This window comes from Mycobacterium barrassiae (assembly GCF_025822765.1).
Classification (GTDB): domain Bacteria; phylum Actinomycetota; class Actinomycetes; order Mycobacteriales; family Mycobacteriaceae; genus Mycobacterium; species Mycobacterium barrassiae.
In genome coordinates, this window is record NZ_JACKUK010000002.1 from 1 (window position 1) to 12,629 (window position 12,629).

Sequence of the window (12,629 nt, forward strand, 5' to 3'; positions counted from 1 at the left end):
CACACCCGCGGACTTCAACGCCTCCATGGCATCAGCGCCCGACATCGGCTCGTCAGTAGTCACATCCATCGATACTGCTCCATTCATCAGGAGCCACTGCTACACAAACCATCTGACACGCCCAACGAGCATCTGCCGTGCCTGTGTGAGACACCGCACTGCCCGGCACGCGCCAGCCACCCCGCTCCCAAGTCCTCGATCGTGGTCAACGTCTACACCGACCAAGCCACCCTCCACACCGCCCAGTCGGCACCGCAGACTCGCGCACCCCAGAGCCCCACCCCCGAATCACCCGCGCCTGAGCCGCCGGCACCGTCGATGCCGGTGTCGGCGGGGATGGCGGTGTTGTCGGGGACCGAGGTGATGCCGACACCGTTGCTGGCCGAGTTGTTGCGCAACGGAGCCACATTGCGGCCGTTGTGCACCCAAGAGGTCGACGCCGAACCCGAGACCGGGTATCGGCCGTCGGCGAAGCTTCAGCGGTTTGTCCGGGGCCGCGATCTGACGTGTCGGTTCCCCGGCTGCAGCGCTCCTGCGGAGTTCTGCGATATCGATCATGTGATCCCCTACCCGTTAGGGCCCACGCATCCGTCGAATCTGGCGTGTCTGTGCCGAAAACATCACCATCTCAAAACCTTTTGGGCCGGTGACTGGGAACTCAAACTGCTGCCCGACGGGGTCGCGGAATGGACATCGCCGACCGGGCGCACGTACAAAACGTATCCGGGGTGTCGAAGTTACTTTCCCCAATGGGACACCAACACTGGCGAACTGCCGCCTCCACCCTCAGCGCCGGCATCGAACACCGAGCGGGGTGTGATGATGCCCCGACGCCGACGCACCCGCTCCCAGGACCGCGCCGCCCACATCAAAGCCGAACGCGAACACAACAAAACAACACGCACCCGCAATGCCCCGGCCCCACCAACCAAACCCCACCCACCCGACAACCCCGACCCACCCGACAACCCCGACCCACCCAGTGACCCCGACCCGCCACCCTTCTAGGTGATCCAGTCGCCGATGCGGCGTACTGCCTCCTCGACATCGTGCGAAGGTCCTGCGAAGGAAAGTCGGACGAACGATCCGCCGCTCACCGTATCGAAGTCGATACCCGGTGCGATCGCAACACCGGTGTCGGACAGTAGCTTTGAGCAGAATGACAACGAGTCTGTTGTCAGGTGCGATACGTCGGCGTAGACGTAGAAAGCACCGTCCGTCGGCGCCAGCTTGTCCATGCCAATTCGGGGGAGACCATCCAGCAGCAGTTGCCGGTTATTCGCGTACTGGTGCAACAGCACATCGGCCTCCGCGACGGATTCGGGTGTGAACGCGGCGACCGCGGCCATCTGCGACAGTGTCGGCGGGCAGATGGTGAAGTTACTCGTCAGGCGAGCGACGGCGCTCTGCAATTCCGGCGGTACCAGCAGCCACCCCAGCCGCCAGCCGGTCATCGCGTAATACTTCGAGAAGCTGTTCACCACAACAGATTCCCGCGATGTCTCCCATGCACAACTGGTCGCTGGTGCACCCTCGTACACCAGACCGTGATACACCTCATCGCTGATCAGTCGCACACCCGACGACTCACACCACGATGCGATAGCAGCGAGTTCGTCCGGCGGGATCACGGTTCCGGTCGGGTTGGCGGGACTTGCGACGATCACACCCTGCACCGGCGGATCGAGTTCGGCGAGCATCTCGACCGTCGGCTGGAACCGGGTCTGCGGCCCGCACGGGATCTCCACGACCTCACAACCCAGCGCCGTAAGAATATTGCGGTAACAGGGGTAACCCGGGCGCGCGATGGCCACCCGATCGCCGACATCGAAGCAGGCAAGAAACGTCAACAGGAACCCGCCGCTCGAGCCGGTCGTGATCACGACATCTTCCGGCTCCACCGTGAGCGCATGCCGGCTCCGATATGACTCGGCAATCGCGGACCGCAACTCCGGAGTGCCCAGTGACACCGTGTAGCCGAGCACCGTGTCGTCCAGTGCCGCCTTGGCCGCCGCGCGCACCGCCTGTGGCGCCCCCGCACTCGGCTGACCCGCGGACATATTCACCAGATCGCCGTGACTGCGCTGCCGCTCCGCCGCCGCCAGCCACACATCCATCACATAGAACGGCGGGATTCCTGCACGCAACGCGACGTCGTTCATCACCCACCGACCGGCAGTTGATCGAGATCGTGGAAGAACGGGTGCACGTCGGCGTAGTAATACGGCTTGAGGGCGCCGTAAATGCCGCTCCAATCGGGTTCCCACGCAACCAACGCGTCGAGAAGCCTTGCGCTAGTCCCCGCGTCGAGATCTTTCCGGGCAATCACCACGGGTGGTTTGCAGTTGTCGTACTGGCCGATGAGCTTTGTGGTCTCAGCGTTTTCCGGGGTTGTTCGCCAGACGTCCTCTAGCACCATCGTCGCCCGTACCTGCCCGCCGACGACGGCGTCGATCTGCCCTTGCCACGGCGCGACCGGGACGAAATGCAGGAAGGTGTCCCACGTCTTGCCCAACCGGGTCAACAGGATCGCGGGGGCGAAGTAGCTCGACGTGCACGACGTGTTGATGTAGCCGTAGTCCGCACCGGCTAGATCGTCCAGCTTCGTTGCGGGGTCGTCGCTTCTGACCACGAGCAGGCTGCGCTGACGGGGATCGCCGGTGAACTTCGACGTCGCGATTGCCAGCCCGCGGTAGTACTGATCGCCGCTGCGGAGCAGCCGATGAAAGTCCGCCGTCGGCACATAGGCGATGTCGGGCTGGTGTGCGGCCAGCGCTTGGTCGATGCCGGCCAGGTCGGTGGTTTGGTGTGCGGCGATACCGGCCGCGCTCAGAATGGTCTTCCACGGCTCCTCGCAGGCCGGAAGCCCCAGGTTCTCATCCAAGACGAAGCTCAGCATTGCGGCGAGCCTACGTCGGAACCGGGACGGCTGCGGCCACTTGCCTGCCAGAATCCTCGGATGCCCGCGGGGCTGACCACCTGGTTCCCACGCGGAGTCATCACTGGACCCCAACCTCCGCGTGGAAGTCGTTGCGAGCGCGGGTCATTAAAGCAACCTGACGTGGTGGCCGGCCATCTGATCGGCTTCCTGCGCCGCTAAAGCACTTCCGACTCGAGTCGCCGCAGATGCTCGCGCGGCGGGCCGAGCAGCTGCGCGCTGCCGTGCGCGCGCTTGAAGTACAGCTGAATGTCGTGCTCCCAGGTGATCGCGATGCCACCGTGCATCTGCACCGCCTCGGCGACGACCTTCGAAAACGCCTCGCTGGCGGTGAAGCGTGCCAGCGCAGCCGACGTCGGCGAGGGCTCGGCGATGGCGTCGTTGACCACCGCACGCGCCGACTGCACCGCGACATACAGATCCGCCATTCGGTGCTTGAGCGCCTGGAAGCTGCCGACCGGCCTGCCGAACTGCACCCTGTCCTTCGTGTACGCGACGGTGAGATCGAGGCACCGCGTGGCCGCCCCGATCTGCTCGGCAGCCAACAGGATCGCGGCCGTGTCGGCGATGCCCGGGTCGGCACCGATGTCGGTGTCGTCCTGCGACTCGATGCGTGCCAGCCGACGGGTCAGATCCATGGTCTCGACGCGGTGCGCGGTGAACTGTGTCAACCGCTTGAGCCGCTGACCGTCGGCGGCGACGACCATGTCGGCGACGTCGCCGTTGATCACGACGTCCGAATCGAAGACGACGGTGCCGATCTTGCTGCCCGCCGCCAGCTCCTCGAGCGCATCTGCGTCCGGCTCGTCGGCTGCCAGCAGCGCCAGTTCGGCAAGTGTCGTACCGAGCAACGGTGTCGGCACCAATGCCTTACCCAGTTCTTCGAGGACGACGGCTGCGTCGGCGAGTTCGCCGCCCGCTCCGCCCGACTCCTCGGGAACCACGAGCGCGGCGGCACCCACCTGCTCGCACAACAAGTTCCAGAGCGACTCGTCGTAGCCGCGTTCGGACTCCATCGCCGAGCGCACCGCGGCGGGCGGTGCATGCTTCTCAACCAGCGCGGCGACCGTACTCCGCAGCAGTTCCCGTTCTTCGCTCACAATGCCTCCAGAAGCCGTCGCCGATGAAGCGCGGGATCGCCCCACGCCGAGCGCAACGCCTGCACCCGTAACAACCACAGCGACATGTCGTGCTCTTGCGTGAAACCGATGGCACCGTGTGTCTGCAGCGCCGACCGTGCCGCCAGCAGCGCGGCGTCGGACGCGGCCACCTTCGCGGCGCTGACGTCCCGTGCGGTGTCCGCCGACTGGTCGGCCACCGCCAACGCCGCTCCGTACACCAGCGGCCGGGCGAGCTCTAGCGCAATGTGCACGTCGGCGAGTTTGTGCTTTATCGCCTGATACGTGCCGATAACCTTGCCGAACTGGCTGCGCTGCTTGGCGTACTCGACGGACATGTCGAGCAGCGTCTGGCCAAGACCGACCAGTTGGGCCGAGGTCGCCAGCACACCGAACTCGTATGCGCGTGCCACGTCGGCGGCGCGGCCCTCACCGGAGGCGTTGACATTGAACAACTTCCGGCTGGGATCGACCGACTCCGCGGGCGCGGCCGCAGTGCCGTCACGGACCTCACCGTCGTCGGCCACCAGGATCAGACCGGCGGTATCGGCGTCGACCGCGCGCGGCACCTGCGGTGGCATTGCGACGGTCGCAATCACCTCGCCGGACGCGAGTCCCGCGCTGCGTTCGTCGTCGGCGAGCAGAACCGGGGCTACCGCAATGGATTCGGTCACGGGGCCGGGAACGCACCATCGGCCCAGCCGTTCGGCGGCCACCACGAGGTCGACGGGATGGGCCTCGATCCCGTCGAACTTCTCGGGAACGGCGAGTGCCGTGACGCCGAGGTCGGCCAGCTGCGCCCACACCTTTCTGCCGGGTGCGCTGTCGCCAGCTGCCCACGCCCGAATCGCCGCGGGTAGGTCGGCCGCTCCGAGCGCAGCATCGATGCTGGCCGCGAAGTCGCGTTGCTGTTCGTCAAGTTCAAAAAACATGTGTCTACTTCCGCGGCAGGCCAAGTAGGCGCTCGGCGATGATGTTGCGCTGAATCTCGTTGGTGCCGGCGTAGATCGGGCCACCCAATGCGAAAAGCAAGCCGTCGGTCCACGAGTCGGCCAGCTCGGCGTCCGCTCCGCGCATGTCGAGTGCGGTCTGGTGAATAGCCACATCGAGCTCCGACCAGAACACCTTCGTCACCGACGACTCGGCACCCAGTTCGCCGCCCGCACTCACCCTCGTTACCGTGCCGAACGTGTGTAGCCGGTAGGCCTGGGCCTTGATCCACGCATCGGTGACCCGGTCGGCGAAGACGGGATCGGGATCGGCTTTCCATTGCGCGACAAGACGTTCAGCGGGTGCGAGGAACCGCGCCGGGCTGCGCAGCGACATGCCACGCTCATTGCTCGACGTGCTCATCGCGGCGCGCCAGCCCTCGTGCACCTCGCCGATCACATCGTTGTCGGGGACGAACACGTCGTCGAGGAAGATCTCGCCGAATCCGGTGTCGCCGCCCAACTGCGCGATCGGGCGAACCGTGACGCCGTCCGCCTTGAGATCGAACATGAAGTACGTCAGGCCGCGGTGACGCTCCGCTTCGGGATCCGAACGGAACAACCCGAATGCGCGCTCGCCGAACGGTGCCCGCGAACTCCAGATCTTCTGGCCGTTGAGCAGCCAACCACCGTCGGTCTTGGTCGCCGTGGACCGCAGCGACGCGAGGTCGCTGCCGGACTCCGGCTCAGACCACGCCTGCGCCCAGATCTCCTCGCCGCTGGCCATTTTCGGTAGCACCCGGTCGAGCTGCTCCTCGGTGCCGTGCGCAAACAGTGTCGGCGCGAGCATCGACGTGCCATTGGCGCTCGCCCGTCCCGGGGCGCCAGCGCGGAAGTACTCCTCTTCGTAGACGACCCACTGCAGCAGCGACGCGTCGCGGCCACCGTACTTCTCCGGCCACGTGATCACCGACAGGCCGGCGTCGAAAAGCACCTTGTCCCAACGGCGGTGTTGTTCGAAGCCTTCGGCGGTGTCGTAGGACTTCGTCGGAAACGAATCCTTGTTGGCCGCCAGAAATTCGCGCACCTCGCTCTGGAACGCCAGTGTCGCGTCGTCGAAGTTCAGATCCATGAAACTACTGAGCCCTTTCCCGCAGCAGCGGCTTGACCACCTTGCCGCCCGGATTTCGTGGTAGCACGTCGAGGAACTCCACCGACCGTGGTGCTTTGAAATTCGCCAAATGCTCACGCGTGTAGGCGATCACCTTCTCTTCGTCCAGCTGTGCGCCGGGCTTGAGAACGAGAAAGGCCTTGCCGACTTCGCCGAGCCGTTCGTCGGGCACTCCGATTACGGCCGATTCGGCGACGCCGTCGAGGCGGGCCAGCACCTGTTCCACCTCGGCGGGATACACGTTGAAACCGCCGCAGATGTACATGTCCTTCAGCCGGTCGGTGATCACCAGATTGCCGCGTTCGTCCAAGCGGCCGACGTCGCCGGTGTGCAGCCAGCCCTCGGAGTCGATGGCCGCCGCGGTCGCCTCGGGGTCGTCGAGGTAGCCCAGCATGACGTTCGGTCCGCCCAGCAGCACCTCATCGGAGTCCCCGATGCGCAGTTCGAAGTCGGCGATCGGGCGGCCGCACGTCGTCGCGACGGTGACCGCGTCATCGTCGGCGCGGCACATCGTGCCGAACCCGCTCGCCTCGGTCAGGCCGTACGCGGTCAGGACGATGTCGATGTCCAATTCGGTCTGCATGCGTTCGATCAGCACCACCGGGATCGTCGCCGCCCCGGTGACGGCGAACCGCAGCGAGGTCAGGTCGTAGTCACCGCGCTTCGGATGGTCCAGGAGCGTCTGGTAGATCGTCGGTGGCCCGGGCAGCACGGTGATCCGGTGCTCGGCCACCGCGGCCATCGCCCGCTCGGGGTCGAACGTCAACTGCGGGATCAGCGTCGCGCCGGTCTGCAGACAGGCCAGGATGCCGGCCTTGTAGCCGAAGTTGTGGAAGAACGGATTGATGCAGAGGTAGCGGTCGGCGCTGGTGAGTTGCCCGCAGGCCGCCCACGCCGCGGGGGCGTCGAGCGACTGGCGGTGTGCGCAGAGCGCGCCCTTGCTGCGGCCGGTGGTGCCGGAGGTGAAGAGGATGTCGGAGACGTCGTCGGGCGTGACGGCTGCGGCGCGGGCGTCGACGGCGGCGAGGTCGGTCCCGCGGGCGACGAACTCGTCCCAGCCGCCGTCCTCCTTCTCGATCGGAATCCTGATGACGTGCCGCAGGTCGGGAAGTGCGCCACGGTCGATCGATGCGGCCTTGTCGGCACCGAGGAACTCGCCGGACGCGAAGAGCAGGGGAGCGCCGGTACGGGACAGGATGTCGGTCGCCTCGCCCGCGGTGTAGCGGGTGTTCAGCGGCACCACCACACCACCGGCGTAGTGCGTGGCCAGGCAGGCGACCACCCAGTGCCAGGTGTTGGGCGACCAGATCGCGACCCGGTCTCCGGCCTGCACGCCCAGGTCGATCATGGCCGCGGCGGCCTGCCGCACCTCCGCGCGCAACTCGGCATACGTCAGCCGACGATCATCGGTAACCAGGGCGTCGTGATCGGAGTATTGGTCGGCAATCCGGTCCAAGACCTGCGGAATCGTCCGCGAGCCGTCCGTCATCGATGCTCCTCTAACAAAGCAAGTGCTTGGTAGGTTAGCCTACAGGGGTGATAGAGGTCGAGGAGTTCCGGGCTGAGGTCCGTGACTGGCTCGCCGCCAACCTGGTCGGCGAATTCGCCGCGATCAAGGGCCTCGGCGGGCCGGGTAACGACAACGTGGCCTTCGAAGAACGGCTGGCGTGGAACCGGCATCTCGCGGCGGCCGGCTTCACCTGCCTCGGGTGGCCGGAGGAACACGGCGGCCGCGGCCTGTCCGTCGCACACCGCGTCGCGTTCTACGAGGAGTACGCGCTCGCCAACGCCCCTGCGAAGGTCAACCACTTCGGTGAGGAACTGCTCGGTCCGACGCTGATCGCCTTCGGCACCGACGAGCAGAAAAAGCGGTTCCTGCCCAAGATCCTCGATCTCACCGAGCTGTGGTGCCAGGGGTACTCCGAGCCGGGTGCAGGCAGCGACCTCGCCAATGTGTCGACGACCGCCGAGCTCGATGGTGATCAGTGGGTGATCAACGGACAGAAGGTGTGGACGTCGCTGGCGCACTGGGCGCAGTGGTGTTTCGTCGTGGCCCGCACCGAGAAGGGCTCCAAGCGGCACGCCGGACTGTCGTATCTGCTGGTGCCGCTTGACCAGCCAGGTGTGGAAGTGCGGCCCATCGTCCAGTTGACGGGCGACTCGGAATTCAACGAAGTGTTCTTCGACGACGCGCGAACCGACGCCGATCTGGTGGTGGGCCAGCCGGGTGACGGCTGGCGCGTCGCGATGGGGACGCTGACGTTCGAACGTGGCGTTTCGACACTGGGCCAGCAGATCGAGTACGCCCGTGAACTTTCCGGCGTTGCGGAGCTGGCCAAGCGCAACGGCGCCGCCGACGATCCGCTGATCCGGGAGCGGCTGACCCGGTCCTGGGTCGGCCTGCGCACGATGCGGTCGTACGCGCTGGCGACGATGGACGTCGAGCAGAGCGCGGCCACGGCCGCCGGAAAAGACAATGTCTCGAAACTGTTGTGGGCCAACTGGCATCGCGAACTGGGCGAGATCGCCATGGAGGTGCTGGGCCGCGACGGCCTGACGCTGACCGACGGCGAGTTCGACGAATGGCAGCGGCTTTATCTGTTCTCGAGGGCGGACACCATATACGGCGGCTCCAACGAGATTCAGCGCAACATCATTGCCGAGCGGGTGCTCGGTCTACCGCGTGAGGTAAAGGGATGAATCTGGCCGAAGCGCCGAAAGAGATTGACGGTCACGGACTTCTGACCGGCAAGGTGGTCGTGGTGACGGCCGCGGCGGGTACCGGTATCGGCTCGGCGGTGGCGCGACGCGCGCTGGCCGAGGGTGCCGACGTGGTGGTGTCCGACCATCATGAGCGCCGTCTCGGCGAAACCCGCGACCAGTTGACCGAACTCGGCCTCGGCAGGGTCGAGAGCGTGGTGTGCGACGTGACGTCCACAGCGCAGGTCGACGCGTTGATCTCGTCGACGACCGCGCGGATGGGGCGCCTCGATGTGCTGGTCAACAACGCCGGGCTGGGCGGCCAGACCCCGGTCGTCGGCATGACCGACGAGGAATGGGACCGCGTTCTCAACGTGACGCTCACGTCGGTGATGCGTGCGACGCGTGCGGCGTTGCGGTATTTCCGCGAGGCCGACCACGGCGGCGTGATCGTCAACAACGCCAGCGTCCTGGGCTGGCGGGCACAGCACTCGCAGTCGCACTACGCCGCGGCCAAGGCGGGAGTGATGGCGCTGACCCGTTGCAGCGCAATCGAAGCCGTCGAATACGGCGTGCGGATCAATGCGGTATCGCCGAGCATCGCCAGGCACAAGTTCCTGGAGAAGACCAGCAGCTCCGACCTGTTGGACCGGCTTTCCGAGGGCGAGGCCTTCGGTCGCGCCGCCGAACCATGGGAGGTCGCGGCCACGATCGCGTTCCTCGCCAGCGACTACTCCAGTTACCTGACCGGAGAAGTGATTTCCGTGTCGAGCCAACGCGCATGACCTCACCCGCGGCCGGTCAGCCGGCAACCCGGCGCGACGAGCTTCTCGAGCTCGCCGCGACGATGTTCGCCGAGCGCGGGCTGCGGGCGACGACCGTGCGCGATATCGCCGACTCGGCGGGAATCCTGTCCGGCAGTCTCTACCACCACTTCTCGTCCAAGGAGGAGATGGTCGACGAGGTGTTGCGCGGGTTCCTCGACTGGCTCTTCGAGCGCTACGAACAGATCGTCGCGACCGAACCGAACCCGATGGAGCGGCTCAAGGGCCTGTTCATGGCGTCGTTCGAAGCGATCGAAAACCGGCACGCGCAGGTCGTGATCTATCAGGACGAGGCCAAGCGGCTCGCGAGCCAGGAGCGGTTCGCCTACGTCGAGGAGCGCAACCAAGAGCAGCGCAAGATGTGGCTGGACCTGCTCAACCAGGGCGTCGAAGAGGGGTACTTCAGACCCGACATCGACGTCGATCTGGTGTACCGGTTCATCCGCGACACCACCTGGGTTTCGGTCCGCTGGTATCAGCCGGGCGGACCGCTCACGGCCGAAGAGGTCGGACGCCAGTACCTAGCAATCGTTCTCGGTGGTATCACCAAAGAAGGAGTCTGAGAAAATGCCTGAGGCATATGTGATCGAAGCTGTCCGCACCGCCGTCGGCAAGCGAAACGGGTCGCTTGCGGGTGTGCATCCCGTCGACCTGGGAGCCGCCGCGTGGCGCGGGCTGTTCGACCGGACCGACGTCGACCCCGGTGCGGTCGACGATGTGATCGCCGGGTGCGTCGACGCCATCGGACCGCAGGCGGGCAACATCGCCAGGCTGTCCTGGTTGGCCGCCGGATATCCCGAAGAGGTCCCGGGTGTCACCGTGGACCGCCAGTGCGGGTCGAGCCAGCAGGCGATCTCCTTTGGCGCACAGGCGATCATGTCCGGCACGGCCGATCTGATCGTGGCGGGCGGTATGCAGAACATGAGCCAGATTCCCATCTCGTCGGCGATGACGGTGGCCGAACAGTTCGGCTTCACCTCGCCGACCAACGAGTCCAAGAGTTGGCTGCACCGCTACGGCGACCAGGAGATCTCGCAGTTCCGCGGTTCTGAGCTGATCGCCGAGAAGTGGGACATCTCTCGCGAGGAGATGGAGCAGTTTGCGCTGACCAGCCACCAGCGCGCCCAGGAGGCCATCCGCGCCGGTCACTTCGAGAACGAGATCATCCCGGTCGAGGGGTTCGCCATCGACGAAGGCCCGCGCGACACCTCGCTGGAGAAGATGGCGGCGCTGAAGCCGCTCGTCGAGGGTGGTCGGTTGACCGCGGCGATGGCCAGCCAGATCTCGGACGGCGCGAGCGCCGTGTTGCTTGCGTCGGAGCAGGCCGTCAAGGAGCACGGACTCAAGCCGCGGGCGCGCATTCACCACATCAGTGCCCGCGGCGCCGATCCGGTGTTCATGTTGACCGGCCCGATCCCCGCCACCCAGTACGCGCTGGACAAAACCGGTCTTTCGATCGACGACATCGACACCGTCGAGATCAACGAGGCCTTCGCACCGGTCGTCATGGCGTGGCTCAAGGAGACCAAGGCCGACCCGGCCAAGGTCAACCCGAGCGGCGGTGCGATCGCGCTCGGTCACCCGCTCGGTGCGACGGGAGCCAAGCTGTTCACCACGATGCTGAACACGTTGGAGCGCACCGGCGGTCGCTACGGCCTGCAGACGATGTGCGAGGGCGGCGGCACCGCCAACGTCACCATCATCGAACGCCTCTAGTGGTCGTGGATGATCACGCCGCGGATGTTGCGTCCGGCGAGCATGTCGTCGTAGGCCTCGTTGATGTCGTTCAGCTTGTACTCGGTCGTGACGGTCTCGTCGAGGAGCAGCTTGCCGTCGCGGTAGAGGTTGAGTAGCCGCGGGATGTCCGACCGGGGATTGGCCTCGCCGTAGAGGCTGCCGAGCAGCCGCTTCTGGAACAGCGTCACCATCGCCATCGGCAGCGTCGGCGTCACGTCGGCCATCGATGCGATGGCGGTCATGACGACCGCGCCGCCCTTGCGGACGATGTCGAACGCCTCGTTGATCATCGGCCCCTTGAGCAGGCCGACGGTCAGCAGCGCGGAGTCGGCCATCACACCGCGGGTGATGTCGGCGACCAGTTCCATCGCCTCGGGCATGGACGTCACGAAGTGGGTGGCGCCGAATTGAAAAGCCTTGTCCCGCTTCGATTCGACGATGTCGACGACGACGATGTGCTCGGCACCGGCCAGCCGTGCGCCCTGGATGGCACCGCTGCCGATACCCCCGCAACCGATCACGACGACGGTGTCGCCCGGCGTCACGTCGGCGGTGTTGACCGCTGACCCCCACCCGGTCATCACACCGCAGCCGAGCAGACATGCGCGCGAGAGCGGCAGGTCGTCGTCGACCTTGACCAACGACGCCTCCGACACGGTGCTCAATTCGGAGAAGCTGCCGACGCCCACCATGACGCCGACATCCTGGCCCCGCGCCTTGCGTCGATAGGTGCCGTCGGCCTGGATGCCCAACAGAATGGTGGCGCCCATATCGCAGAGGTTCTGGTGTCCGCTGGCGCACCAGCGACAGCGTCCGCAGGCGGGCAGGAACGAGGCGACGACGTGGTCACCGGGCTTGAGGTCCTTCACGCCCGGGCCGACCTCCTGTACGACCCCCGCGCCTTCATGCCCGCCGATCATCGGCAACGTCACACCGGCCAGGTCGCCCGTCTGCACATGGTGGTCGGAATGGCACAAACCCGTCGCTTCGAACGAGATGAGGACCTCGCCCTCCTTCGGTCCATCAAGGTCGATCTCCTCGACGCTCCACGGTTCGTCCAGTCCCCACAGCACGGCAGCTTTCGTCTTCATGCGTTTCTCCTATGTCAAGCCGCTGTCATTTGGCAAGTGGTTTGACGGTTGTTGTGGTCGGTGAGCAGGTGGTTGAAGACGACGCGGGCGAGGCGGCGTTTGAGGCAGCGCAGTGCTTCGG

At 65.9% G+C, this 12,629-nt stretch carries 12 protein-coding genes; 5 read left to right on the forward strand and 7 right to left on the reverse strand.

Annotated features, from left to right (window positions below; all coding sequences use genetic code 11):
• A partial coding sequence (locus H7J93_RS00010; protein ID WP_267304288.1) for an HNH endonuclease signature motif containing protein occupies positions 1–1,008 on the forward strand: 1,008 nt, incomplete at its 5' end.
• Here H7J93_RS00010 and H7J93_RS00015 read toward each other — a convergent pair.
• From H7J93_RS00015 to fadD3, 6 genes are all read right to left on the reverse strand, one after another.
• The gene (locus H7J93_RS00015) at positions 1,005–2,162 is read right to left on the reverse strand and encodes a pyridoxal phosphate-dependent aminotransferase (RefSeq protein ID WP_267304289.1); all 1,158 of its coding nucleotides are present in this window, start codon (positions 2,160–2,162) and stop codon (positions 1,005–1,007) included. The two genes, H7J93_RS00010 and H7J93_RS00015, sit on opposite strands and share 4 nt — an antisense overlap.
• Positions 2,162–2,899 carry a phosphate/phosphite/phosphonate ABC transporter substrate-binding protein gene (locus H7J93_RS00020; RefSeq protein ID WP_267304290.1) on the reverse strand — a complete coding sequence of 246 codons (738 nt, stop codon included), beginning with the start codon at positions 2,897–2,899 and terminating at the stop codon, positions 2,162–2,164. The genes H7J93_RS00015 and H7J93_RS00020 overlap by 1 nt, the downstream gene beginning before the upstream one ends.
• Positions 2,900–3,096: 197 nt before the next feature.
• On the reverse strand, positions 3,097–4,038 hold the full coding sequence (gene ipdE2 / locus H7J93_RS00025) for an acyl-CoA dehydrogenase IpdE2 (protein ID WP_267304291.1): 942 nt from the start codon (positions 4,036–4,038) through the stop codon (positions 3,097–3,099).
• Positions 4,035–4,988 (reverse strand): acyl-CoA dehydrogenase family protein, encoded by a 954-nt coding sequence (locus H7J93_RS00030; RefSeq protein WP_267304292.1) that lies wholly within the window; start codon positions 4,986–4,988, stop codon positions 4,035–4,037. The genes ipdE2 and H7J93_RS00030 overlap by 4 nt, the downstream gene beginning before the upstream one ends.
• A 4-nt stretch (positions 4,989–4,992) precedes the next feature.
• A complete protein-coding gene (locus H7J93_RS00035; RefSeq protein WP_267304293.1) occupies positions 4,993–6,117 on the reverse strand; it encodes an acyl-CoA dehydrogenase family protein in 1,125 nt (374 codons plus the stop codon).
• Positions 6,118–6,121: 4 nt separating this feature from the next.
• Complete coding sequence (fadD3, locus tag H7J93_RS00040) at positions 6,122–7,645, reverse strand: 3-((3aS,4S,7aS)-7a-methyl-1,5-dioxo-octahydro-1H-inden-4-yl)propanoate--CoA ligase FadD3 (RefSeq protein WP_267304294.1); 1,524 nt, start codon at positions 7,643–7,645, stop codon at positions 6,122–6,124.
• A 47-nt stretch (positions 7,646–7,692) separates the two neighbouring features.
• Here fadD3 and ipdE1 point away from each other — a divergent pair, with 47 nt between their 5' ends.
• The 4 genes from ipdE1 to fadA6 are packed head-to-tail and all read left to right on the forward strand — an operon-like array spanning position 7,693 to position 11,396.
• Complete coding sequence (gene ipdE1, locus H7J93_RS00045; protein ID WP_267304295.1) at positions 7,693–8,856, forward strand: acyl-CoA dehydrogenase IpdE1; 1,164 nt, start codon at positions 7,693–7,695, stop codon at positions 8,854–8,856.
• Complete coding sequence (ipdF, locus tag H7J93_RS00050; protein WP_267304296.1) at positions 8,853–9,641, forward strand: (5R,7aS)-5-hydroxy-7a-methyl-1-oxo-2,3,5,6,7,7a-hexahydro-1H-indene-carboxyl-CoA reductase; 789 nt, start codon at positions 8,853–8,855, stop codon at positions 9,639–9,641. Before ipdE1 ends, ipdF begins: the two co-directional genes overlap by 4 nt.
• The gene (kstR2, locus tag H7J93_RS00055) at positions 9,638–10,243 is read left to right on the forward strand and encodes a TetR family transcriptional regulator KstR2 (protein WP_267304297.1); all 606 of its coding nucleotides are present in this window, start codon (positions 9,638–9,640) and stop codon (positions 10,241–10,243) included. The genes ipdF and kstR2 overlap by 4 nt, the downstream gene beginning before the upstream one ends.
• Before the next feature lie 4 nt (positions 10,244–10,247).
• On the forward strand, positions 10,248–11,396 hold the full coding sequence (gene fadA6 / locus H7J93_RS00060; RefSeq protein ID WP_267304298.1) for a steroid 3-ketoacyl-CoA thiolase FadA6: 1,149 nt from the start codon (positions 10,248–10,250) through the stop codon (positions 11,394–11,396).
• Here fadA6 and H7J93_RS00065 read toward each other — a convergent pair.
• Positions 11,393–12,508 (reverse strand): NDMA-dependent alcohol dehydrogenase, encoded by a 1,116-nt coding sequence (locus tag H7J93_RS00065; RefSeq protein WP_267304299.1) that lies wholly within the window; start codon positions 12,506–12,508, stop codon positions 11,393–11,395. The two genes, fadA6 and H7J93_RS00065, sit on opposite strands and share 4 nt — an antisense overlap.
• Between the last annotated feature and the right edge of the window lie 121 nt (positions 12,509–12,629).

Coding starts and splice junctions, on each gene's coding strand:
- H7J93_RS00015 (WP_267304289.1), bottom strand. CDS start 2,162: ATGAACGACGTCGCGTTGCGTGCAGGAATCCCGCCGTTCTATGTGATG.
- H7J93_RS00020 (WP_267304290.1), bottom strand. CDS start 2,899: ATGCTGAGCTTCGTCTTGGATGAGAACCTGGGGCTTCCGGCCTGCGAG.
- H7J93_RS00030 (WP_267304292.1), bottom strand. CDS start 4,988: ATGTTTTTTGAACTTGACGAACAGCAACGCGACTTCGCGGCCAGCATC.
- H7J93_RS00035 (WP_267304293.1), bottom strand. CDS start 6,117: ATGGATCTGAACTTCGACGACGCGACACTGGCGTTCCAGAGCGAGGTG.
- fadD3 (WP_267304294.1), bottom strand. CDS start 7,645: ATGACGGACGGCTCGCGGACGATTCCGCAGGTCTTGGACCGGATTGCC.
- ipdF (WP_267304296.1), top strand. CDS start 8,853: ATGAATCTGGCCGAAGCGCCGAAAGAGATTGACGGTCACGGACTTCTG.
- kstR2 (WP_267304297.1), top strand. CDS start 9,638: ATGACCTCACCCGCGGCCGGTCAGCCGGCAACCCGGCGCGACGAGCTT.
- fadA6 (WP_267304298.1), top strand. CDS start 10,248: ATGCCTGAGGCATATGTGATCGAAGCTGTCCGCACCGCCGTCGGCAAG.
- H7J93_RS00065 (WP_267304299.1), bottom strand. CDS start 12,508: ATGAAGACGAAAGCTGCCGTGCTGTGGGGACTGGACGAACCGTGGAGC.